Origin of the sequence: Gemmobacter aquaticus (assembly GCF_007859075.1) — a bacterium.
GTDB classification, from domain to species: domain Bacteria; phylum Pseudomonadota; class Alphaproteobacteria; order Rhodobacterales; family Rhodobacteraceae; genus Gemmobacter; species Gemmobacter aquaticus.
On sequence record NZ_VOAK01000026.1, the window covers coordinates 13,928 to 35,657 of the forward strand.

At 64.1% G+C, this 21,730-nt stretch carries 19 protein-coding genes; 8 read left to right on the plus strand and 11 right to left on the minus strand.

Annotation, left to right across the window (positions count from 1 at the left end; all coding sequences use genetic code 11):
• Positions 1-61 precede the first annotated feature (61 nt).
• Complete coding sequence (locus FQU74_RS17875; RefSeq protein ID WP_206665053.1) at positions 62-748, plus strand: hypothetical protein; 687 nt, start codon at positions 62-64, stop codon at positions 746-748.
• Positions 745-1,761 (plus strand): hypothetical protein, encoded by a 1,017-nt coding sequence (locus tag FQU74_RS17880; protein ID WP_146287853.1) that lies wholly within the window; start codon positions 745-747, stop codon positions 1,759-1,761. The genes FQU74_RS17875 and FQU74_RS17880 overlap by 4 nt, the downstream gene beginning before the upstream one ends.
• 47 nt (positions 1,762-1,808) lie before the next feature.
• Here the strand turns inward: FQU74_RS17880 and FQU74_RS17885 are convergent, their stop codons facing one another.
• The 7 genes from FQU74_RS17885 to FQU74_RS17915 all read right to left on the minus strand — a co-directional run bounded on the left by FQU74_RS17885 (position 1,809) and on the right by FQU74_RS17915 (position 13,353).
• On the minus strand, positions 1,809-3,107 hold the full coding sequence (locus tag FQU74_RS17885; protein WP_146287854.1) for a type II toxin-antitoxin system HipA family toxin: 1,299 nt from the start codon (positions 3,105-3,107) through the stop codon (positions 1,809-1,811).
• Positions 3,108-3,110: 3 nt separating this feature from the next.
• On the minus strand, positions 3,111-3,335 hold the full coding sequence (locus tag FQU74_RS17890; RefSeq protein WP_146287855.1) for a helix-turn-helix transcriptional regulator: 225 nt from the start codon (positions 3,333-3,335) through the stop codon (positions 3,111-3,113).
• A gap of 223 nt (positions 3,336-3,558) precedes the next feature.
• A complete protein-coding gene (locus FQU74_RS17895; RefSeq protein WP_241659882.1) occupies positions 3,559-6,741 on the minus strand; it encodes a UvrD-helicase domain-containing protein in 3,183 nt (1,060 codons plus the stop codon).
• Between the two features lie 2 nt (positions 6,742-6,743).
• Entirely contained in the window at positions 6,744-9,290 is a 2,547-nt protein-coding gene (locus FQU74_RS17900) for a PD-(D/E)XK nuclease family protein (protein WP_146287856.1), read from the minus strand.
• Between the two features lie 24 nt (positions 9,291-9,314).
• The gene (locus FQU74_RS17905; RefSeq protein WP_146287857.1) at positions 9,315-10,271 is read right to left on the minus strand and encodes an HNH endonuclease; all 957 of its coding nucleotides are present in this window, start codon (positions 10,269-10,271) and stop codon (positions 9,315-9,317) included.
• A gap of 38 nt (positions 10,272-10,309) precedes the next feature.
• Entirely contained in the window at positions 10,310-11,281 is a 972-nt protein-coding gene (locus FQU74_RS17910; protein ID WP_146287858.1) for a helix-turn-helix transcriptional regulator, read from the minus strand.
• A gap of 50 nt (positions 11,282-11,331) precedes the next feature.
• Positions 11,332-13,353, minus strand: coding sequence for an AAA family ATPase (locus FQU74_RS17915; protein WP_158635630.1), 2,022 nt, complete (start codon positions 13,351-13,353; stop codon positions 11,332-11,334).
• Positions 13,354-13,579: 226 nt separating this feature from the next.
• Here FQU74_RS17915 and FQU74_RS17920 point away from each other — a divergent pair, with 226 nt between their 5' ends.
• Both FQU74_RS17920 and FQU74_RS17925 read left to right on the plus strand, forming a co-directional pair.
• Positions 13,580-13,894, plus strand: a complete 315-nt coding sequence (locus FQU74_RS17920; RefSeq protein WP_146287860.1) for a hypothetical protein — start codon at positions 13,580-13,582, stop codon at positions 13,892-13,894.
• A complete protein-coding gene (locus FQU74_RS17925) occupies positions 13,894-14,610 on the plus strand; it encodes an NAD-dependent deacylase (RefSeq protein WP_146287861.1) in 717 nt (238 codons plus the stop codon). The genes FQU74_RS17920 and FQU74_RS17925 overlap by 1 nt, the downstream gene beginning before the upstream one ends.
• Positions 14,611-14,620: 10 nt before the next feature.
• On the opposite strand, the gene FQU74_RS17930 is transcribed toward FQU74_RS17925, so the two are convergent.
• On the minus strand, positions 14,621-15,232 hold the full coding sequence (locus tag FQU74_RS17930) for a hypothetical protein (RefSeq protein WP_146287862.1): 612 nt from the start codon (positions 15,230-15,232) through the stop codon (positions 14,621-14,623).
• Between the two features lie 83 nt (positions 15,233-15,315).
• Here FQU74_RS17930 and FQU74_RS17935 point away from each other — a divergent pair, with 83 nt between their 5' ends.
• Both FQU74_RS17935 and FQU74_RS17940 read left to right on the plus strand, forming a co-directional pair.
• A complete protein-coding gene (locus FQU74_RS17935; protein ID WP_146287863.1) occupies positions 15,316-16,875 on the plus strand; it encodes an ADP-ribosylglycohydrolase family protein in 1,560 nt (519 codons plus the stop codon).
• Between the two features lie 96 nt (positions 16,876-16,971).
• Positions 16,972-18,135, plus strand: a complete 1,164-nt coding sequence (locus tag FQU74_RS17940) for a metallophosphoesterase (protein ID WP_146287864.1) — start codon at positions 16,972-16,974, stop codon at positions 18,133-18,135.
• 13 nt (positions 18,136-18,148) lie between these two features.
• On the opposite strand, the gene FQU74_RS17945 is transcribed toward FQU74_RS17940, so the two are convergent.
• Positions 18,149-18,766 (minus strand): DUF429 domain-containing protein, encoded by a 618-nt coding sequence (locus FQU74_RS17945; RefSeq protein WP_146287865.1) that lies wholly within the window; start codon positions 18,764-18,766, stop codon positions 18,149-18,151.
• Positions 18,767-18,872: 106 nt separating this feature from the next.
• Positions 18,873-19,490 carry a hypothetical protein gene (locus FQU74_RS17950; protein ID WP_146287866.1) on the minus strand — a complete coding sequence of 206 codons (618 nt, stop codon included), beginning with the start codon at positions 19,488-19,490 and terminating at the stop codon, positions 18,873-18,875.
• A 120-nt stretch (positions 19,491-19,610) separates the two neighbouring features.
• Between FQU74_RS17950 and FQU74_RS17955 the strand changes: the two genes are divergently transcribed.
• Complete coding sequence (locus FQU74_RS17955) at positions 19,611-20,285, plus strand: NYN domain-containing protein (RefSeq protein WP_146287867.1); 675 nt, start codon at positions 19,611-19,613, stop codon at positions 20,283-20,285.
• 12 nt (positions 20,286-20,297) lie between these two features.
• On the opposite strand, the gene FQU74_RS17960 is transcribed toward FQU74_RS17955, so the two are convergent.
• Positions 20,298-20,945, minus strand: a complete 648-nt coding sequence (locus tag FQU74_RS17960) for a uracil-DNA glycosylase (protein WP_206665055.1) — start codon at positions 20,943-20,945, stop codon at positions 20,298-20,300.
• A 424-nt stretch (positions 20,946-21,369) separates the two neighbouring features.
• Between FQU74_RS17960 and FQU74_RS17965 the strand changes: the two genes are divergently transcribed.
• A complete protein-coding gene (locus FQU74_RS17965) occupies positions 21,370-21,588 on the plus strand; it encodes a hypothetical protein (protein ID WP_206665056.1) in 219 nt (72 codons plus the stop codon).
• Positions 21,589-21,730: the final 142 nt, after the last annotated feature.

The window sequence follows — 21,730 nt, forward strand, 5'->3', positions numbered from 1 at the left end:
GGGCGGGATTGCCAGCGAACGACCTGCCGTTTACCGTCGGGTGTATTCAGATAAATGGTGGATGATGAGTGCCCAAGCTCTTGCCGCAGAACTCGATTTCCTGGCCTGGCGCGATGCGCAGATGGGCGCAGTCACCGAGCAGTTGGAAACGGCCCTGCCCGCTTTTCTCGAGGATCTGATGCGTCAGACAGAGGGTGCTGGCAAGCTTGCCATGCTGCGTGCGGGTCTGACGAGCCGTGCCACCGTAGGGAAACGCCTCGAAGACTGGGGTGCCGAGCAAATGCGGGTTGCGCTTCTCAGGGCGGACGGAGCACTCGCGGGTGTGATGCAAGCACATGCCAGTGAATTGTCCAGCAACGCTGAACTGCGGAAGCAGGCTGGCGATATGCTGACCAGCGCGACCGGGATTGGCCTGATCGCCGGATCCCTTGCGGCCGTTCCGGCCATCATCGCAGCGGCCACAGTAACCACAGGTGGCGTGTTCGGTCTTTTCGCGACGTCCACCATCAGTATCCCCATCCTCGCTGTCGGTGCCGCAGGCGTAGGACTCGCCTCACTGGCAGGGGTAAAGATCTTCGATGGAACAGCTGACCGGGTCACCCGAGATGCTTTGTCCAATCGCCTTGAACGAGAACTGGAACGTCAGATCCTTGGGGTCGGCGCTCCACCTGATGCCCGGTCGCTTCTCAGCGATATTCAGGCTGCCGTGCTGACGGCGGGCCAGACCCGTATCGGAACCGTCAAATGATACCCCTGCTCTACTCCATTCCCGCCGGTCTCGCAGCACAGGTGGCTTCCGGCCAGGTGCAGCTGTTTGGTGCAATCCTCAAGGACAGCGTCAGTGGCCAGATCGTTGGACATGTTCAGCAGACAGGACTGCTGACCCAGATGCTTTCGGGTGCTGCAGGGATACCTGTTTTCCAGCCCTTGCATGTGGCCGCCAATCTTGCGGGCGACACAATGATCATGTCAAAACTCTCCGAGATGGGTGAGACCTTGAACCTGCTGCAGGCTCTGCAGATCGGTAGTCTGGCAGTCTCTGGTGTCGGCCTCGGTGTCTCGGTCGCGGGCTTCGCGATGATGATGAAGCGACTTAGCGCGATCGAGGAACACCTGGCACGCCTCGATCAGCGCATTGATGCTGTGACGGCGGATCGGCGGTCAGATGACTTGCGCCGGTTGTTCGGCGATATCACCACGGCACTGGATGACGTGGAAACCTTGTCGCTTCGTCGTCGGCGGACTGCTACCGCCGAGGCCTCACAGCGGCAGCTCGCGATTTGTGCCGGACAGCTGGAGGTGCATTTTCGCGGACAGGTCGATCGGTTCAGTAAAGGCCGCGTGACCGAGGCCGATCTGGATGCCCTGTGGTCAGTTGCTGCTGCGATTCGATTGTGCCATGAGGCAGGGAGCCGCGCGCTGTTCCAGATCAATGAGCTGACGGCAGCGTCCTCTCTCGCGTCCAGGCAAGCACAGAGATTTCTCGACCTCTCGCGGCCGCTTTCTCCCGATGGCCTCACCCGGCGAATCGCTGCAGAGTGCAAGACTGCCGACGAATTCGCATCGGCTCGTCGTGCCGCTGACCCGGCTGCTTCGACCTTGGTGCGGGGGCTGAGAGAGTCCGTCGCCGCCATCATCTCGCAATCTGCGCTCGCTGCGGATCTGTCGGCTCGGAACATCTCTGGGACCGACTATCTGGCGAGTGTGGAGCAGATGACGGATGTGCCGCTGGTCTATCTGCCGGTCGCGGGGCGGGCTTAAGGCTCAATCGGTTCCGAAACCGTCCCATACTCTAGCATTCTAGTAAGTCAGGGGCGGTTGATCACCAGGGCATCGCGTTCAGGAATAGTGATCTCAAGGTTGAGCGCCGCCGCCAGCCAGCGGGTCTGTTCTGCGATCGCATCGCCGATGCGTTTGCGGGTAGGACCGCCCATCTCGGTGATATGTGATGCGACCTCGGCTACGATTGTGCGCATCCGTCGTGATAGGGCAGGGGTCAGGCGCGGGAACCCGAGATCTCTGACAAAGCTGGCAATGTCTTCGCCAGTGATATCGTCGGTCATCTGGGCGCGACCGACGTCGAAGGAGAGCTGGTGCAGGACGTTGGCGTCAGTCAGCACCGGCGCCACGTCATAGACCGGCGCCAACTGCGGGCGTGGACCCAGATAGAGGAGCGCGTGGTTCTTCGCATGATTGTCGGTGTTTCCAAGCAGCAGATTGACCAGCGTCACTTCGAGAAATGCCTGGCGCGCGCTCCCGGGGTTCTCAGTCTGGGTCAGCAGGCCGCCAACCGCCGCGGCGCTGAAACACCGGGACGGGGTTCCATTGCGCTGATACTTCAGATGTGGACCGAGGCCCAGGGCCTGGGCGAAGTCTTCCTGATGAAGGCGCTGCACGCTGGCGCCATCGACGACCCTGTCGAACCGGGAGACCAGCAGGCCGTGGAGATCGCCCTCACCAAGGATCTCGGTCTCGGCTACAGGATGGGCCTGCGCACCCGCCATCAGACGCATGAGCAGGTGCTCCTGTATCATGCTGACCGACTCGTTGGCACGGGGCACCTTGAGGATGTGGGTCGTCGGCACGTTCAGCCCGGGCTTTGGCAGAGCGAAATTTCCGTCCGGTAGGCGCGCCAGTGCGATCTTGCCCTGCACGCCGGCAAGTGGCGACGGATCGCGCGTCTCGGCCGGAACACGCCGGTAGTCTCGCAGCGAGGTCATGATGCGCTGAAGTTCGGCTGGGTCGAGTATGTCGTAGTCGTTCAGCAAATTGCCCGGCCTTTTGGCAGGCCCTGCGCCCAAGGGCACACATGAGATCGCACCGGGGCAGTCGGCACCCAGATGCTCCAGAAGCCCCACCACGTCGGAGTAGTCGAGCCCATGGCGCTGCATCACCTGTTCGCGCTGCGCATTCTCGAACAGGAGATTGGCGAAGAAGCTGCGCGTGGTCGCATCGTCGAAGGGCATCTCGCGGACCGGCAGCGAGAGCGAGAGCGGATGGGGGAGGGCGTCTCGCACATAGCGGAACGAGACACTTCCATCATCCTGCCGGGTCAGGCGTCCGACCGGCTCGGGCAACGCCTCAAGAAATATATCGAGCTCCAGCATGGATCAGACTCCTGCCGTCAGCTGCAGTCCAAGGTCCCGGCATATCTGCATCACGAGGCCGATGCGCGCAGTTTCCTTGCCGTTTTCGATTGCACTGACGGTGGGGGTCGACACGCCGCTCTGCATCGCCACATCGGCCTGTGTCAGCCCAAGCGCAAGCCGACGGTCGCGTATGGCGCGGCCAAGGTCTGCGGGAGTTTGTAGCAGGAAGGGAGTGTATGGAGCCATGACTTCAATGATCGTTGATATGCGAAGAGAATATGGGTCAGGATGTGTCTTGCGTCAATGATCGTTGAAAAATCGGGCCGGCGGGACGCTTGGCATCCAGAAACTAAACGATCATTGATGTGATATGTCGTCTCTGCCGGATACTCTGGTTCGGCACATGGGAAGACCACGGCGCTTTTCTAGGTACGAACCCTTCGTCACGCTTACGAGTATTCAACGGGGATCATAGCGATGAACCGCATGCCTCGGCGATCTCCACCACCTCCAGCGTTCCGTGGTCGATCCAGAAGATCGCGGCACCGCGGAGGCGTGACTGGGGAAGCAGCTCGGGAACCAGCCGGGCGTAGGCGGCGAGCTGTGGCCAGTAGGGGCCAAGTCCTGTGCCGGTGCCGCCCGACTTGTGGTCGATCAGCATGCATCCATCCGGGCCGATGGCCAGCAGGTCGATTGTGCCGGGGATCTCGGCGCCCTCCGGGGTCTGGCCGAGAATCGGGATCTCGCAGATGAGGCGGGTGTAACCTTGCGAGGTTAGCCAGCCTTTCAGCGCCTCGGCACGGGCTCTGACCGCCGCCAGGGTATCCGGATCAAGCCCGGTTGCCTCGGGAAGGGCAGGGGCAAGCTCAGGGCGGGTCAGGTGGGTGCGCAGCGCCAGGTGCAGCGCAGTGCCACGGGTGGCATCGTTTGCGACTGTGCCCCAGGCCGGGCCAAGCGTGATGCCCCGGCTGACCGGCGCTGCCCCGCGCGCTGAGAGTTGCGAGGGCTGCAGCCGCCAGGGGCTCTGCGGCACCGGGGGCAGGGGGACGCCCGCCCCTGGGCGCGCCGGCCGGTCTGTAGTGCCGGTGCCGAATTCAGTGAACCCGGCCTGTTCGGGCACTCCAGTCACATTCGCCGGGCAGGCGACACCACCGATCCGAAGTTCACCGGCACCCAGAACCGGCGAACAATTATCCTCGAACACATGGAAAAGGCAGCTGGCTTCGGGTGCCTCTTCCTCGCGTTCCTTCAAAAAGGCGGGCCATTCCAGCACCAGCCGGTCGCGGGCGCGGGTCAGCGCGACATAGAGGAGGTTCCGGGCATTGGCCTCGAAGTCCGCTCGGCGATCCTCGACGAAACGCGCCTTGACTTCGGGCGCGGCGAAAGACGGGGTGTGGATCAGCCGGGCCGAGGCCAGAACGGCCGCCATGTCGTCAATCCGGTCGAGCGCCTCGAAGCGGGTCGAGGTGGTGCCGGGGCGTTCGGCGATGGCGTGGTCGAATTCGGTCACCACCACGACGGGCCATTCCCGGCCCTTCGAGGCATGCCAGGTCACGATCTCCACCGCTTCTGCGCTGTCGGCCGAAGGGTCGGGCCTGCGGTCGAAGTCGCGCTCTCCGGCGCGTGCGTCGAGCCAGCCGAGGAACACCTTGGCGGTGTCGCCATGGAACCCAGAGGCGGCTCGGAGGTCACGGTGCGCGCCCTCGAAGGCCTCGGCCTCGGCCTCGAGGCGCAGAAGGTCTGCGCGGGATTGGTCGGGCTCGGGCAGCCCGTCGGCCCAGGGACGAAGCCCAGCAGTCTCGATCACCAGATCAATCGCGGAGGTGATCGGCAGATGGGCGAGCCGATCCGCCAGCGCAGCCAGCCGCATCAGCGCCGGGTCGTCCGCCAGCATCCCGTCGATCTGCCGTGCCATGGCCTGTTCCAGCGGCAGCGGATCAGGGCCCAGTGTGCGCAGCAGTAGGCCTGCGTGGATGTCGGCAGGGTTGGCGGCATAGGCCAGTGCTGCGCGGGCAGCCAGCACCACCGGGCTTTGCGCCCAGCCATCCTCGGAAATACGGACCGGCACGCCGCGCGCGCGCAACTCCTCGGCATAGCGACCGGCGGTGACATGGCGACAGACCAGTAGCGCCACGTCCGAGGGACGGATCGCGCGCGCCTGACCCGAGTGTCGATCGGTGATTATCTCGGCCCCGCTGAGCATTTTGGCAATGCGTTCGGCGATGTGTTCGGGCGGTCTGGAGCCGCTGCGCACAGTCCGGCCCTTTGTAACCTGCAGAACCTCCAGAGCGGGGCCATCGACCGGGGCGCGGGTCGGGGCCAGCGGCGTGTAACCCGCACCGAACAGCCCCGTGCCCATCGCGTTGATGAAGGCCATCACGGCGGGCGTCGATCGCCAGTTCTTCTCGAGCGGCTGGATCGCCTGCGGATTGGCTGCCGCGAGCGCGGTCGAGAGCCGCGCATCCGCCCCCTGGAAGCCCATTATCGACTGTTTGACATCGCCCACCAGCAGCGTGCGCGGGGCAAAGCGCCCCAACTGCCAGAGCAGCGCAAACTGCACCGGGTTCGTGTCCTGAAACTCGTCGATGATGACGCAGTCCACCTCGTCGAGCACGGCCTGACGCACGGCGGGGTCGTTACGCAGAAGCCGCTCGGCACCGGTGATCATGTCGGCAAAGTCGATCAGGCCAAGCGCCTTCTTGCGTGCCTCATAGGCGGTCATCACCTCCTGCGCGCAAGCGATGAGGCAGGACAGATGCTGCTTGGCGTCCTGAAGCGGGCCAGGGTGCTGTGGCAGGACCTCGGCCGCGGCCATGATGGCCTCGGCCAGATCGTCATAGCCCGGCGGTGTTTTACTGTTCCGGTTTGAGACGAACAGATCGCGCAGAGACTGCCACACGCCCCAGTCACGACCCAGAAGGCTGCGGTCGCGCTGAACGCGACGGAAGAGCGCGAGGTTCTTCTCCAGCTTCTCGATGTTGGATTTGGCCGTGACGGTTTCCATGCCGCCATCGGGGAAGGCCGCCAGCATCTCGGCCACCGCATCGGTCAGTGCCTTGGTCGCAGCCTCGGGGTCGGCCAGCACCGGGCCATGCACCGCATCGAGCCGCGCAAGCGCCGGCGGGATCAGCCCTGGGTCGCGGCCGGTATCGCCGAGCGCGCGCAGCAGGTCGATCATTGCCAGAACCCGGCCGCGCAAGGAATCCTCGACCGTCTCGCCCTTTTGCCAGTCGGCGGCATAGCCATAGCGTTCGGGATCGGCCTTGATCGGGTCCAGCGCGCGGGCATGGGCCAGCGCCTGCCGGATCAGCAGATCCCGCTCGGCATCGCCCAGATGGCGCGGTTGTGGTGAGGCGCCTGCGGCCAGCGCGTGTTCGGTCAGCAGGCGCAGTCCCAGCCCGTGGATGGTTGAGACATAGGCCCGCTCCACCGCCAGCGCGCCCTCGACCAGCCCCTCGGCGAGAAGTCCCGCGCGGATGCGTTCGCGCAACTCGCTCGCGGCAGCCTCGGTGAAGGTGACGGCGAGGATGCGTTCGGGGCGCACCAGACCGCGCTTCACCCAATCGGCAAGCTGGGTCTTGATGCGGTGGGTCTTGCCGGCGCCGGCGCCAGCGGGGACGATGACAAGGCCGCCGTCCATGTTCAATTCCATGTTCATTCCTCGGGGGCCTCGCGCAGGAAGGCGGTGACGAGGGCCGAGCCCTCGGTCAGCGCATAGGGGGTAAGGCCGGCTTCCTTGCGGAAGAAATCGGCGTCCTCTGTCGTGTTCAGCACGATGTGGCCCGTGCCAACCTCGGCCAGCCGTCGGGCCAGCTGCGCCACCGCGGCATCGCTGATCGCATCGCCCATATCGCGGGCCGGGCCGCCTGCAGTCAGGGCAATGCCGCTAGAGAGCAGCCCGCCATCGTTCATCAGGTGATAGGCAACCCCAAGCTTGCGGCCGATCAGCGGGCCCATGTCGTCGCCCTCGGTCCGGATCGGGCGGGCGATCATGTCGCGGTAGAGACCGGCTTGCAGGTCCCAGCCCGCCTCCATCCGGCGACGTCGACCGCTGGTCCCGCTTTTCTTGTGATCGACCACCAGCAATGCGCCATCCGGCAGTTCGAGGATCGCATCGGCCTTGCCACGCAGGCGGATGCCATGAGCCTCGCCTTGCAGCCACAACTCGTTGCCCAGCGTCCGCGCGCCGAGGTCGCGCAGGTGGTCGCGCCAGCGCAGGGCCGCGCGGGTGATATCGCGTTCAAGCCCCTTGCGCTCCATCTCCCAGGACGGGCTGCGCAGGAAGCCCGCGTGGCGGGTCAGGGCGTTGTCATAGGCAACGGCGACAGCTTCGGTCAGTGCCGTGTCGTCAGCGAGGGGCTGGTCAGGCAGGAAGACGTGCTCAAAGACATCATGCGCGATGTTGCCGCGCGCGATGACGTCCAGATCCTCGGCCGACCAGGAAAGATCCTTCGCGCCCATTTCATCAAGCAGCCAGGCGAGCGGGCTGACGAGCAGCGTCTCCAGACGGCTGGGCGACTGCGGCAGCGTCAGCCCCGCCTCGTCCCGGCGCAGGCCCAGCAGGTCGCGGCCGCCCAGATCCAGCGCCTCGGGCGGGGCAGGGGGGTCGGGAAGGGCCAGCGGGCGCTGATGCGGCGCCGGCCAGTCGGCAGGGTTCTGGCGGGCAAGGTCGATGACGAGATCCGCGGCATCACGTCCTTCGATCGCCCGCGCGACCAGCGAGAGCCCTGCCGAGGGCGCAAGCCGCGCCCCCGCCATGTCACGCCAGGGGATCAGGAAAGTGACACTGCCGGACACGGCGCGCAGCTGTTCGTCAAAGAGCGCGAGGCTGCGCGCCAGCCCCTCGGCCCGGCCACTCAGGGAAAGGCCGGTCGTCTCGCGGATGCGGGCGATCTCGCTGTCGAGGAACAGCGGATTGGCATGCGGGCGGGTGGGATAGAGACCTTCGGTGAAGTCGGTCACGATCAGGTGCCGGCAGCGCCGCCATGGGCTCTCACCGGCCTGCCAGAGGCTGACCCCCTCAAGCGTGCGGGCGGGGTCGGACTGCGTGGGCGGGGCAATCGCAATGCTGCGTAGCATCGTCTCCCAGTCGGGGCTGCCCTCGCCGATCAGCAGCGGCGCGAGCCGCGCGCGCAGCGAGGCCCCACCGGTCAGCCGGTCGCAGATCCGGTCCATGAGGAAGCGCAGTTGGGCAAGACTGGCGGCCGGGGCGCGGATGTCATCCCACAGCGCCTTGTGCTCGGGCGTGGCCTCCAGCGCACGGGCGCGGAAGCTGCCCTGCATCAGCGCTTCGGCCAGATCGCGGCCGGTCTGCGCCCCCCATGGCATGAGGGGGGAGAGGCAGAGCGAGGCCAGCACCATGGCAGGCGTCGGCGGGCGCTTGGCCAGCAGCAGATGCAGCAGTGTCTCGCCCGCGACGTCACGCTCGGGCAGGGTCGCAGGCAGGCCCGAGAGCGGCACGCCCTGCTCGGCGAAGGCACGGGCAAGCTGGAGCGGATCGGCCGCCGTCATCACCGCGATCTCACGCGCAGGGCATCCCGCCTCGATCAGTGCGCGGGCACGGGCGGCGGCGAAATCGGCGCAGAGCGCGGCATCGCGTAGGCCGTAGAAGGTGAGCGTCTCATCCACAGGGCCTGATGCCAGCTCCGGGCGCGCAAGTCCGGCCTGCAAGGCTGCCAGGCGGGTGTCCTCGGGTGCGCCATCCGGCGCGGGCAGGGGCGCAACCGTCCCGAACTCGGCCTGCAGGCGATCGTAGAGCGCGCGCATCGCCGGCGGTGCCAGCGGATCGAGCGAGCCCTCGACCACGGGAAGCCGATCGAGGAACTGACCCGTGGGCAGGGTCAGCACATGGCGCACCGTCGCCAGCCCCTCGGGCAGGGCATCGCCCATCGCCTGCCAGAGGGCGACCAGCGCCGCCAGATGCCGCTGCGCCCGGCTATCGGGCAAGTTGAGCGCGGCAGGCGGGCGCAGGTCGGGCGTGGCAAGCACCAACCCTTCCAGCGCGTGTGACACCGCCGCAATGGTCTCGACCGGCGCATTGGCGAGGCTCTCGGCCCAGACCGGATCAGACTCCGCCACAATCACCCGCCCCGGCACCCATTCGGCGGGCCGGGGCGCCAGCGACAACTCGGCCAGCCGCGCATCAGTCAGCCGGTAGTGGAGGCCCGAGTGCGGGTCAGCGACGAGGAAGGGGGTGTGCATGGGGTAGGGCCCTGATATGTTCGATCATCGCGGCAGCACCAGCTTTGACAATCCGTCGATATCATCCAACCGACCGGATGCATGAATCGCACGGTGACAGTTCGCACAAAGAAGCGCGTAATGCTCCAAGCCAAGAAAGCGCGTCTCTCCCTCTGCAAGTTCAGAATAAGGAACCTTATGGTGGACTTCGAGACACTTTTCTGAAACGTTTGGTTCACGAGTAGAGTGAGGGTCGAAACCGCAGGATTGGCAAGTTGACCCTAGGCGAGCGCGCACATGGTGGTATTGACCTTGCCTCTCAAGGCGCTCACTAAGTATCTTAGCTCGAGTCTCTTTAATACTCATGCTGTCTGCGATATTAGTGAACGAAAGTGATTCAACTTGCAAATGCAGTTGCTCTAGCCGTTGCCTGTATTTTTGCTGCGAGGTTGCGTAAGGCGCACGTTCGTCCAAAAAGAGGTGCCGGTTGATAGCGTGCTTTTGGTTAAGCCCGAAATCTCTCAAATCGCCAATGGCCGGTCGATACTCTTCCGGGATCAAGACAGCTCTCTTCGAGCGAACTCGATATTTCAGATCAGAGAATGATTGCCCTTCTGAGTTATGGAGCTTGAGGTAGCTTGGCGGAAATGGTTGGGGAGAGCTGAATACGGTGGCATTCTCATACCATCCAATGAGGCACATCGCATTATCAAGTGGCCTGCGCGCGACCCAAAATACCATTGGGCACTCGACACTCTCGGCGGAGCCAATGTCTGGGTCAATCCTGGATAAATCTATATCCGCGTCTTCGCCGAGTCTTTTGAGGGGAAAATAACCATAAAAATATGATGCCGGTGAGGTTCCGCTCCTTAGAAAATTGAAACAATCATACGAGACGATTTCCTCGTCGTTGCCTTCATTGTAGGCGGGGTCATGAGATGGTTCATCGTAAGTCTGATATGTGGGTCGCCAGCTGATCCTGATTTGAATTGGATACGCCATACTAGTTCCTTTCTTGGACTAAAATTGGTGATACGTGGTCAAGCCGCATCGGGACCCGTTCCGTTGACTTCCAACTTTCCGAACCGCACCTCCACCTTCCCCTCCCACCGGGCCAGATACCATTGCATCTCTTGCCGGCCGCCCGCCCTGAAGCGGACGACCAGCGAACCATCCTCCAGACGCTCAGTTTCCTGGCGGGGGTGGAAGATGTAGGACGCGGCTTCGTCCGCGACCTCGGGGATGAAGCGCCATTCGACGTCCTGGGGTTCTTCGCGCCAGATGCCAAAGCTATCGGCCAGCCAATCCTGCAGGTCGAAACCTTCGGGGCGTGTGTAGACGTCGGGCTCAAGTTCAATCTGCTCGAACCCGGCCAGGGCAAAGAGGCGCAGGTCATCCTGGTATTCGCTCCAGGCCAGAAGGTATTGCCGCCCGTCGCCGAGGAGCAGCGCGATCGGGCCGAGGCGGGTGTTGCGCGACAGCTTGCCGCTGGTGCGGGCGCGGTGATCGGCCGAGATCATGACCCCGGCCAGGATGGCTTCGCGCAGGGTCGACAGAGTCTCCGGGGCGATGCGTTCACGCGGGCCTGGGCGAAAGGCCACGCCATCCGCCAACAACTGCGCCTCCAGATCAGCCGAGAGCTTGCGACGCTGGTCGCCGCGCTGCATCGCCTGCACCTTGGCCGTCAGCCGTGCGAGCGTCTCGGCCGTGTCGATGTCACCTTCGCGGCGGGCGATGGCTGCGGCGCGGTGCGCGGCAGCAAGCTCGTCAAGCGAGGGTTCTACCATCCGGCCCAAAGTGCCGGGCGGAAAGCGCCAGCGCTTGCGGCCGTTGTCGTCGGGCGGCAATTCCTCGATCTGTGGGAAAACGAACAGAAGGGTGTCGCGCATGCGCTCGGCGGAACGACGACAGACGCCGCACATGTCGGCAATCTCCAGAAGGCTGAGACCTTCGGCTGACCCCTGCATCGCCACCGCGATCCTCAGGAGGTCTGCCAGACGACCATAACGCATTGCTTCACCAATAATTATGGCTGACACCTTCGCCACGGCGGAACGGCCTGTCAACGCCCGAAACCGATCGGGCGTGACGTTCCCTGCTTGGCGTCGCACTCGCGCCGCAGTTGTTCGAGGATCTCGTCTGGGTCGTCCTGGCCCAGCACCTGCATCCGTCGTGCGACATTGGCGAAGTCGCCTGGCGTGAGGTGGTTCAGCCGACCGAGATCCTGCGGGGCAGGCATGCCGAAGTGGGAGGCCCAGGCGTGGGGCAGCTGCTGGCGCGTCAGCCAGTCGAAGCGGACGCGGAACGTGAAGCGCCGCTGCGTGGCCGGATCGAGACGTTCGACGAAGTTCGTGGTGCAGACGAAGGGCAGGGGGTGGCTTTCCATCCAGGTCAGCATTTCATTGACCTGTGTCACCTCCCAACTTTGGCGCGCGCCACGGCGGTCAGAGAGCAGGCTGTCGGCTTCGTCGAAGATCAGCATCGCGCCTTCGGCGCGCGCCGATGCGAAGGCGCGGGCGATGTTCTGCTCCGATCCGCCCAGCCACATCGAGAGCAGGTCCGAGGCGCGCTTCTCAATGACTGGCAGGCGCATCACCCCGGCCAGATGGCGGGCCCAGGCACTTTTGCCGGTGCCGGGGGGACCTTCGAGGCAGAAGGACAGGCGCCGGGGCGCATCGGGTTTCGATACCAGTGCCTCGATCCGCCCCAGGTCGCAGTCTGCCTGCGCCAGTTCAGGCTCCCACGGGCGATCTGGCCGCGCTTGCCGGGCCGGGGCGACGCCGCCATTCGTGACCCGTGCCGCCGCCTCCAGCACCTGGCTGAAGACTTCGACACCGCCTTCGCAGAGCCGCGCCACCCGCATCGCATCGGCCACAAGGGCCGGCGGGAGCGGGTTGGCCTCTGCCATCTCGCGCAGGGTGCCGGTGTCGATCCCCAGTGCGATGCGCTGATCCAGCCGCTGCCAGATCCGCGAACGGATCTCCCCGGTAGGCGGGCGCATTTCGAGCGAGAATGTCATGCGCCGCAGGAACGCCGGGTCGCAGTCGTCGATCGAGTTGGTCGTCCAGAGCACCGGCACCGGGTTGGTCTCGAGTATGCGGTTGAAATGGACTTTCGAGCCTGAGCGCGATCTGGGTCGGAACAGGAAGATGCCGCTGCCAGCACCGTCTCCGAGCAGGTCTTCCATCTCGTCGAACAGCAGAACCGTGTCCCTGCGCTTGGCGAACATACGACTGGCCAAGCGGAGTTCGGACATGCGATCGCCGCGCGAGGGCTCGCTTCCGTGTTCATCGGTTTCTCCGACGGCACGGAGATCGGCCCCCAGTTCACGGGCGAGGACCTTGCAGAACTCGGTCTTGCCAGTTCCAGGCACACCGTAGAGCAGGATATTGATCCCCGACGTTCCCGACTTCATGGCGTGGCGGAGCAGTGAGCGCGCGAGCTCCGCTTGGGGTCCTAGCATCTTGAAGTCCTGCCATTCCGCTTCCGGCGAGGGTGCCCTAGGAAACAGCAACGCGATCAGCTCTTCCATGCTTTCGACGTCAGATTGTATGGCATGGCAGAGGCGTTCGCCAACCTCGAAAGGCATGCGATCCAGCTCTGGGCGCCGAGCCTCTTGGAGAACACCTAGGGTTTGCAGAGGAGCAGTGGCGCGCAGCGCGGCTCGCACCTCCGCTTCACTAGAGCCAGAGAACTGCGCGACGAGGCCCACCGGAGTGACTTCGCCGGTGTTCACGATTGCATCGACCAAGTTCTCAAAATTATCGGACAATTTGCGAAGTGCGAACAAGGTGAAGATCTGGGTTTCGAGGTCGGAGAGACCAAAGTGTGATGAGAGCCGAGTGATGTTGATGTAAGCAGTATCCCCGCTGCAGTCCTCGTATCGGTCAGCCTGTTTGCGCGCCAGGCGGCGCACCTGCTCCCACCAACCCTGCGCGGGCGGGTTTTTCGGACGTGGCGGGCATTCGATGTCAGCGCAGCTTTCGATCCACCGGGGCAGCACGTGTGAGATACCGCTTGCGGGACCAAACCGCTCGGCGATCGTTGCCACAAGTTCGAGGGCGAGTTTCTTTTCAAGTGCCATGTCTTCATCTCCGTGTTGAGGAAGACAATGACATGCCGATACGACAGATCCGGACGTATCCATTTTGGAGGCTTATTGCGCCTTTCTTCCGGGCAAGCTCTTGTTCCAGAATGATTCTGCACCTGCCGGGCAGGGGTGTGACCATTTCTGTCGTGGTCATGCTGCATAAGGATCTGCATGGCTGGAGCAGATTCGCGCCCCGCCGGATTTACGAAAGGACGACGAAATGACCCCTATCCCAGAATACCACTTCCTGCTGACCAAGCCGCCATCGGGCAAGGGGCTGAAAGTGTCTGTTCTGATCGACGGTGATGTCGGGAAGATGCCTGCGGGTGAAATGGAGCCTGCGACGCTCGATCGGCTTGTGCGCGCCCATGCGGCGGGGCGCCTGCCCTTCATGTCGTTTGCCGAGCATCCCCTGCGGCTGCTGGACATCGTGGTGACCGGGAGCCCGCGCCGCGCCCAAATTCAGGCGCGGGCCCTTCAGCCGAAGGATGCCTTCCCCGGGACCTGGGAACCCGCCGGGATCGAGGCGGTTTGATGATCGCCGCCCCCGCCGCCCCCGCGCTGGTCGTTCTGACCGGGGCGGGTATCTCCGCCGAAAGCGGTCTTGGCACCTTTCGCAGCAGCGATGGTCTCTGGGCGAAATACGACCTGCGGAAGGTTGCCACGCCCGAGGCCTTTGCCCGCGACCCGCAGATGGTGCATGACTTCTACAACCTGCGCCGCCGCGCCTGTCTGGATGCCGAGCCGAACGCCGCGCATCTCGCGCTGGCGCGGCTTCAGCGAGACTGGAAGGGATCGTTTCACCTGATCACCCAGAATGTCGATGACCTGCACGAACGCGCAGGCAACACCGATATCCTGCACATGCATGGCTCGCTGCTGACGGCGCGCTGTGCGCTCTGCGGTCATCGCTGGCCTGCGCCCGAGGTCATGGCGCCAACCGATCCGTGCCCGCACTGTGCGGGCCCCGCCACGCGTCCCGACGTGGTCTGGTTTGGCGAAGAGCCCTATCATATGGAGCAGATCGGTGAACTCGCGCGCGCGGCCACACTCTTCGTGGTGATCGGCAGTTCGGGGCAGGTCTATCCGGCTGCGGGGCTGGGCGGCATTGCCCGGCGCAACGGAGCGCGACTGCTGGAGATCAACCTGATGCGCACTGGCAAGCCGTTCCGGGCCGGGTTCTATGGCCCCGCGACCGAGATGGTGCCTCGCTGGGTCGATGAGCTTCTGGCGGGGCAGGGGGCTGGCTGAAAGCTGACCCTCAGCCCTGCAGGAACTTGCGCAGGTTGTCCCCGGTCCAGAGCTTGCCGCCATGGGTTTGCAGCCCCAGTGCGTTCAGCGCAATGGCGCGAGCGGGGAACGACACGCCGTCGATCTCGGCCAGTGCATCGAGGACCGCGGAGCGGTGGTCTGGCTTGGCTGCGATCTTCTCCCGTGTCCGCTCGCGCCATTTCTCGAAGTGATCGTAGGGGTTGAGGCCCGTCAGATGCACATCCTCATAGGCGGCGCGGACCACCTCGCAGCAGGGGTGGTCATAGTGCTGGTTCAGATACTGGTGACCGCGCCAGCCATTGTGGCCCGAGAAATCGACGATGACCACCTTTGCCCCGCACGTCGCTGCCTTGTCGAGGAGCGCACGGAACGCGTCGCCGATCTCGGGGCTGCCCCGGTCCGGTGCAAGCTCGATGATCGCGACCTCGCCCTTTGGCGCCATCGTGCCGCCCTGCTGCGCCACATGCGCCCGTGCCTTCTGGCGGGAATATCGGATGGTCCGGCTGGCGGCGGCTGCCTCGTCCAGATCCCCGGGAAGGCTGGTGAAGCCCACCCAGGGCACCGGGAACGTCCAGTAGAAGGCGAAGTATGTCTGACCCATGCGGAAAATCCCGAGCATCCCGGCGGCGATGTTTTCCCGCTGCTATCACAAGCACAAGAGTTAAGTCCAAGTGGAGATACCAGATGCGCACGTCCGACAGTCACCCCCTGATGATCGACAGCTTTGATCTTGCCCGTGGCAAGGTCGGCATGACCCTTTGTCCCGGCCGCAGGGGCCCGTCCTCGCTGGGCGAGGAATGGCGCCGCGATCTTGCCGCCGATGTGCTGCGCCTGAAGCTGTGGAAGACCGACATCATTGTCTCGCTGACCGAGACGGCCGAGATGGAACGACTGGGCGTCGACGGGATGGGAGAGGCGCTGCGGGAGGCGGGCATCCTATGGCTGCACCTGCCGATCCCTGACACCCAGGCCCCGGGGCGCGGCTGGCATGACGACTGGCGCCGCATCGCCCCGGTGCTGCACCAGCGGCTTGAGGCTGGCGGTCGCGTCGTCATCCATTGCAAGGCCGGGCTTGAGCGCACGGCAGTTGTCGCGGCGTTGCTGCAATGTGAACGGGGCGAAAGCCTCGCCTCAGCACTGAAGGTCATCGCCAAGGCCCGTTCGGGTGCCCGACCGCTGCCGCATCAACGCGGCTGGCTGGAGGCACTTCTTGTCGAGGGCGACCGCCGCCGCCAGATGATCCGCGCGAGCCTCTTCGGTGGCGCGATCGGCGACGCCCTTGGCGCCGAGATCGAGTTCTGGGGCCTCGACCGCATCCGTGTCCGGTTCCCCAAGGGCGTGGACCGCATCCTTGCCCATGACGGTGTTCCGGCGGCGATCACTGACGACACGCAGATGACGCTCTTCACCGCGGAGGGGCTGATCCGGGCCGTGGTGCGGGCACACTCCAAGGGTATCTGCCACCCGCCATCGGTCGTCCACCATGCGCTGATACGCTGGCTGCTGACGCAGAGCGAAACCGGGTTGATCGAAGGGATCGAGCGCAAGGGGCTGGTGTGCGATCCGCGCCTGCACCGCCGTCGCGCCCCAGGCAACACCTGTCTTTCCGCCCTGCGCAAGAGCCGTCACTTTGGCGACATGGCCAGAAACGACAGCAAGGGCTGCGGCACGATCATGCGGGTGGCCCCGGTCGGTCTGCTGGGCACGGCCGAACAGATCGACACGCTGGCCGAACAATGCTCGCACCTGACCCATGGTCACCAGACCGGTCGCGACGCCGCCCGCGCCTTCGCCCATGTGCTGGCGCTGGTGCTCGACGGCAACCGGCTGGACGAGGCGCTGCGACGGGTGCAGCAGATGTCCTTCGACGCACCGACCCTACGCGCCATCGCCAGTGCCATCACTGCCCCGGCAGACGGTCTGCCCGCGACGGTCGAACGGCTGGGCGGCGGTTGGGTTGCGGAGGAGGCGCTGTCGATTGCCCTCTATGCCGCGCGGGTGGCGACGGATTTCGAGCATGGCCTGCGGATCGCGGTGACGCATTCCGGGGATAGCGACAGCACGGGCGCCATCGCAGGCAACCTGCTGGGCCTGATCTTCCCCGACCAAGTCATGTCCCACGCCTGGCGGCGGCAGGTCGAATGCGCCGATCTGATCGACCGCATCGCGGCTGACTTGCACACCGCAAAGGAGCCTGACCGTGATTTCGCCGAGGCGATGTGGCCCTGGTATCCCGGCGTCTGAACCCGCCCCCGCACAACCATAGGTGCAACGCCGCCGCGGCGCTTGCACGCCTTGGCCTCGCATGGTCAATGGCAGACAGAAAAGGAAATCAATACGATGCTGACCATCATCCCCGACATTCACGCCAATCTGACGCTGCTCGACTCCTGTCTCGCGGCGGCGAAGGGGTCGCGCCCGGCCTTCCTTGGCGATTTCATCGACGCCGGCAAAGCGCCCAAGTTCACGCCTGACGACCGCGTCGTGTTGGAGCGTGTGCGCGGGCTTATCGACAGTGGCGAGGCGCTGGCCGTGATGGGGAACCATGAACTGAACGCGATCCTCTTTCACCGCACCGGGAACGACGGGAAGCCCCTGCGCGCGCATATCCAGAAGAACATCGATCAGCACCAGAGCTTCGTCGATGCCTTCGGCATCGGAACGCCCGAGGCAATCGAGTGGACGACGTGGTTTCTCTCCACGCTGCCCTTGTGGCACGAGGCGGATGGCTTCCGCCTGATCCACGCCTGCTGGTCGGAGCCGGAGATCGAGGTGATCCGCGCCCGCCGCCCCGATGGCAGGCTGCAACCCGAGGATCTGCCCGAGATCGCGCGTGAGGATACCGAGTTCGGCCGTGCGGTGAAGCTGATCACCTCGGGCCGCGAGGTGCCCTTGCCCGAAGGCTATTCTTTCCTCGACAAGGGGAACCACAGTCGCCATGAGGTCCGCCTATCGTGGTGGCGAGAGGGCGGCAGCTGGCGCAGCGCGGCGCTTTCGGTGCCCGATCGCAACAGCCTGCCTGACGCGCCCTTGCCTGCCGAGGTGGCGACCCCGGCCTATCCGGACGATGCGCCGCCGGTCTTTGTCGGGCACTACAAGATGGACCTGAACCCACGGCTCGAGAATGACCGGGTGCTCTGCCTCGACTATCCCGAGGCGCCTTGCGTCTATCATTGGCAGGGCGAGACGCGGCTCACGGCCGCACATATCCAGCCCCTGCAGCGCCGCACCAGCAAATTGGCGGACAACCCGCTGATCTCGACGGGATACGGGGTCTTCATCTTCAAGATCGTCTTCCGCACAGCCAGGGTCGACGCTGAGGCCGTGCGCGATGCCATGGGCCTGGAGCCGCAGTATCGCGAGGATGATCCCGGTGGCGCCTACTTCAGCTGGTCGCCAACCGGGACAAAGCGCGGGGACGACGAGACGATCGTGTGGGGCCTGCACCACGCCCTGCCAGAGGGTATCCACCACCGTATCCTATGGGAGCAGTCGCGGTATTGAGCGGGTGGGGGTTTCAGACTGGCTCTGGCCAGGGATAGCGCGCGCTTGACGTGACGCGGTCAAGCGCGTCTCCCGGCAGATCGAACAGATTGACGGTCCAGCGCCCAAGAAACCCCTGCGCCGCGCACCAGGCCGCAACGACTGCGTCCGCCATATCGTCGGCACGCTTTGCTGCAGCCGGCGCTGCCCCCGCAAGATCCTTGATAGTCCGATAGGCCGCCAAGACACTTTGGGATGCTGAACCTTCGTTCGGCAGCACACGTGTCAGCAGCTTTGGATGGCTTTCGAACACAGGAAGGCCATGTCGTTCCGCACGACGGGCGACCATTGCACCATTTAGCGTCATGGAACTGTAAAGGGCGTTCTGGGCGATGACCGTTGGGGCGTGATTGCGATACTTCCGGCGCAACGCATCGTCGCATGCCCGCCCACCGCACGGCGACCAGGCGAGGAGTGTGTCGATGCCGAGGGCACAGGCCCCTTCGCGTTGGCGGAGCCAATTCCACGCGGCCCCGGCGTCTTGCGCAATCTCGCAGACAGGGCGGCCGATCAATTCGCCACTTTGCGAAACCTGAATCGCCGCGACCCCGTGAGTTCCCTTCCCGCCCGGATCGTATCCCAAAAACAGCATACTGCCCCCTTATGCCAAACGACCATAGATCCCAACACAGCTATCACTGTTTATGGATCACGCCGCAAACTTGACGCCCCTGTCGGTCAGTCATTTGCCGCTTATGCTACCCAAGATAGAGCCAGCGCACATCCTCGGCTTCTGCCGTCTTCTGACAAATGGCCACATCCTCGGCGCGCATCCGCTCCGAAGGCAGTGGGGCGACATCAATGACCATCATCACGGGAGTCATGTCGGCGCCGAGGCGTCGAACCTCATGTCGATGGGCCGACAGTTTCTGAATGTCGCGCAGCACCTCCGCGCGTGAAAGGCGACCGCCTGCCCGTTCCGATGCCTTCACCTCAATCGCCATCAGCATATGTCGCAGGGTGTTGTCCCGATTGCGCCGACGCCAATCACCCTCGATCTCCGGACGGAACAGCACGATGTCGGGGATCGGTTCAAAGCCGCCCTGATACGCTTCCGGCTTTCGCAATGAGAGCTGCCTGAAGAGCTCGGATGTGGGCTCTGCAATCCACTGCTTCACGTTCATTCCCACCTGCGCCAGTGGAACACCTGCCATGCGAAGCGCATGATACGCCATGGCCTGGTAGTGAAGCTCTCCACCGAGGACCGCCCGACATTCATCCGCCATGATCTGCCAGGCTCTGCCAAGCAGGCTTTCTGCTTCTTTAAGCGTTTTCAATCGTCGTCCTTCCTGAAGCCCTGCCGCCGACAAGATCATATCCGAAGTCGGAAAAATATGACTTATTATCAAGCGGTTCCGCTGTGCAAGAGGCGGCCAGATTTTTGGCGCATTTCTTCTCTAACCTTTCGGGCAAACGAATTCACGCTGCAGGATTACATGGTCTCGGTTGCGGTTCTGGTCGATGGCGACAACTTCTCGGGCAAGCATGCGGCCCTGATCCTGACGGTCGCACAGGGTATGGGTGACCCGACGGTGGTGCGAGTCTATGCAGATGCGCAGCGTCAGTCGGAGTGGCACAAGGCGGTCGGTTTCAGGCTGATCCATGCGGGAACCGGGAAGAATGCATCCGACCTCTTGCTTGTCATCGACGCAATGGAGCTTGTCTTGAGCAAGGGGATTGCGCGCTTCGTGATCGTCAGCTCTGACGGCGATTTCACGCATCTGGCGCAACGCGTGCGGGAGCACGGCGCACAGGTGACAGGGGTGGGCGAAGCCAAGGCGCCGCTGGCGTTTCGTGCGGCCTGCAACTCGTTCGTGGAGATTGGTGCAGAGCCATCGGTCGCGCTAGTTTCCAAGTCGCCAAGCGGCGCGTCTGACCTTGATCGCAAGATCCGCGCGCTGATCGCCGAGCACAGTCGAGAGGGGGCTGGCATGGCGATCATGGTGCTTGGCCAGATGATGCACGCCCGGCACGGGACCAGGATTACCGCGCATGGGGTGCAGACATGGCGGGCCTATCTTGCGGCCCGACCCGATCTCTATGACCTTGACCCGCGCGGGCCCGACGCAAAGGTGCGCTTCCGACCCGCTGGGTTTGCCTCCGCCGCCTGAGAGGATCGCGGCCTAGAGGATCGAACGGGCGGCTTCAGCCCAGATCTCGGGGATCACGTTCCAGCGTCCGGGATAGGCGGCGCGGTTTCTGGGGGATGGATGGGCCGACGCCCAGACAGAAAGTCCACGCTCGGTCAGAAACGCCCGTGCGCGCTCGGCCTTCTTACCCACCAGTACGACACCACGCAAGTCGGGCAGAAGGGCTGTCAGCGCCTCAAGGCGCGACAGGCCATCCCGCCATTCCTGCGGCGTGATCCTGATCGTTCCATTCCACCATGGGATCGCGTTCCACAGAAGCGTCTGATCGCGAGGGATCCGGGCCGCGTTCATGAAACCGAAGATCGCCGCAGCGGTCTGGTCATCATTGTCCCGAGAGATGAATCCGGAACCTTGTTTTTTGATTTCGCCCGGTGCGGTCATCGGGCCTGGCTTCTCCATCAGGAAGAGCAGCCTTGCCCCCACCCCGCCGTCGAGAGGGTCCATATCGGGCACGTAGCCGCGCTCTTCGTCCCGCAAGGCGCCGATCATCTGAGTGAGCGGGCGCATGTGCGGATAGTCAAGCAGACCACGCCGATACGCGATCACCTGCGGGTCGCGTAAACTGCGCGGTTCGGTCGGCGTCAGACGTTCTGGAGGGCTCACAACGGAGTCTGTGGACATGTCCGGCCTGTTTTCTGGGGTTGGTCAGAGTCTCGCAGCTATGGGGCATTCCGGCAAGGGCTGCCCAACTCCGGTCACACGGCTTATGCTGCGAACATCTGACCGGTATGCCCGGCAGGGTCAGTGGACCGCATGGGCAGTGTGGAGCGCCGACGACCGCACGGATAGTTTGGGCGAAGGGGCCTCCGCCAGTCGCATGATGCTGACCAGGTCCTGAGCCTTTGTGAGCGACACTTGTCGTCTGGAGATATGCCAGATTTTGTCACCCCCGCGGGGCAAATGTTTTCTGCGACCTGTCGAGCCGATTCCCGATTGACCTTCCTTGCGAGTGCGACGGCACGGCAGGCGCAACAGTGACCAGAAAGGAACCTGCATGCGCGGATGTGTCATAAGGATTAAACGGATATCTTCCCGAGCTGGGGTGGTGGAGGAGCCGGTCGTCACCGCGAAGGGTTATCAACTCGCCGACCCCGCGCATGGCAAGCACAAGCACCATGCGAACAATGTGAAGACGCTGGTTGAGGCGGCCGCGCTGATCGGGCGCGGTTTCTCTATGCGAATGCGAGCAAAGGGCAAACCCCCGTCGCTGATCGTGCCGAAGAGGCTCCGCATCGTCAGGCAGGATGAAGCGCCGGTCGGCTGAAAGAACCATGCATTTCTTTATTTTCAGGGACTTGCCCCGTCAGGCAGTAATTGACACCCCTTTGGATAGCTGAAAGATTGCGACCGCTTGAGGCGAGCCATCTTTGGATCGCTTGCGTTTGAGATTGTAGGGCGATCATGCG

Bases quoted from the DNA above. Each gene is read 5' to 3' on its own strand.
- FQU74_RS17940 (WP_146287864.1), top strand. From the start codon at position 16,972: ATGCTGACCATCATCCCCGACATTCACGCCAATCTGACGCTGCTCGAC.
- FQU74_RS17900 (WP_146287856.1), bottom strand. From the start codon at position 9,290: ATGCACACCCCCTTCCTCGTCGCTGACCCGCACTCGGGCCTCCACTAC.
- FQU74_RS17910 (WP_146287858.1), bottom strand. From the start codon at position 11,281: ATGCGTTATGGTCGTCTGGCAGACCTCCTGAGGATCGCGGTGGCGATG.
- FQU74_RS17955 (WP_146287867.1), top strand. From the start codon at position 19,611: ATGGTCTCGGTTGCGGTTCTGGTCGATGGCGACAACTTCTCGGGCAAG.
- FQU74_RS17915 (WP_158635630.1), bottom strand. From the start codon at position 13,353: ATGGCACTTGAAAAGAAACTCGCCCTCGAACTTGTGGCAACGATCGCC.
- FQU74_RS17920 (WP_146287860.1), top strand. From the start codon at position 13,580: ATGACCCCTATCCCAGAATACCACTTCCTGCTGACCAAGCCGCCATCG.
- FQU74_RS17925 (WP_146287861.1), top strand. From the start codon at position 13,894: ATGATCGCCGCCCCCGCCGCCCCCGCGCTGGTCGTTCTGACCGGGGCG.
- FQU74_RS17945 (WP_146287865.1), bottom strand. From the start codon at position 18,766: ATGCTGTTTTTGGGATACGATCCGGGCGGGAAGGGAACTCACGGGGTC.
- FQU74_RS17930 (WP_146287862.1), bottom strand. From the start codon at position 15,232: ATGGGTCAGACATACTTCGCCTTCTACTGGACGTTCCCGGTGCCCTGG.
- FQU74_RS17875 (WP_206665053.1), top strand. From the start codon at position 62: ATGATGAGTGCCCAAGCTCTTGCCGCAGAACTCGATTTCCTGGCCTGG.
- FQU74_RS17935 (WP_146287863.1), top strand. From the start codon at position 15,316: ATGCGCACGTCCGACAGTCACCCCCTGATGATCGACAGCTTTGATCTT.
- FQU74_RS17960 (WP_206665055.1), bottom strand. From the start codon at position 20,945: ATGTCCACAGACTCCGTTGTGAGCCCTCCAGAACGTCTGACGCCGACC.
- FQU74_RS17880 (WP_146287853.1), top strand. From the start codon at position 745: ATGATACCCCTGCTCTACTCCATTCCCGCCGGTCTCGCAGCACAGGTG.
- FQU74_RS17895 (WP_241659882.1), bottom strand. From the start codon at position 6,741: ATGGAATTGAACATGGACGGCGGCCTTGTCATCGTCCCCGCTGGCGCC.
- FQU74_RS17885 (WP_146287854.1), bottom strand. From the start codon at position 3,107: ATGCTGGAGCTCGATATATTTCTTGAGGCGTTGCCCGAGCCGGTCGGA.
- FQU74_RS17905 (WP_146287857.1), bottom strand. From the start codon at position 10,271: ATGGCGTATCCAATTCAAATCAGGATCAGCTGGCGACCCACATATCAG.
- FQU74_RS17890 (WP_146287855.1), bottom strand. From the start codon at position 3,335: ATGGCTCCATACACTCCCTTCCTGCTACAAACTCCCGCAGACCTTGGC.
- FQU74_RS17950 (WP_146287866.1), bottom strand. From the start codon at position 19,490: ATGATCTTGTCGGCGGCAGGGCTTCAGGAAGGACGACGATTGAAAACG.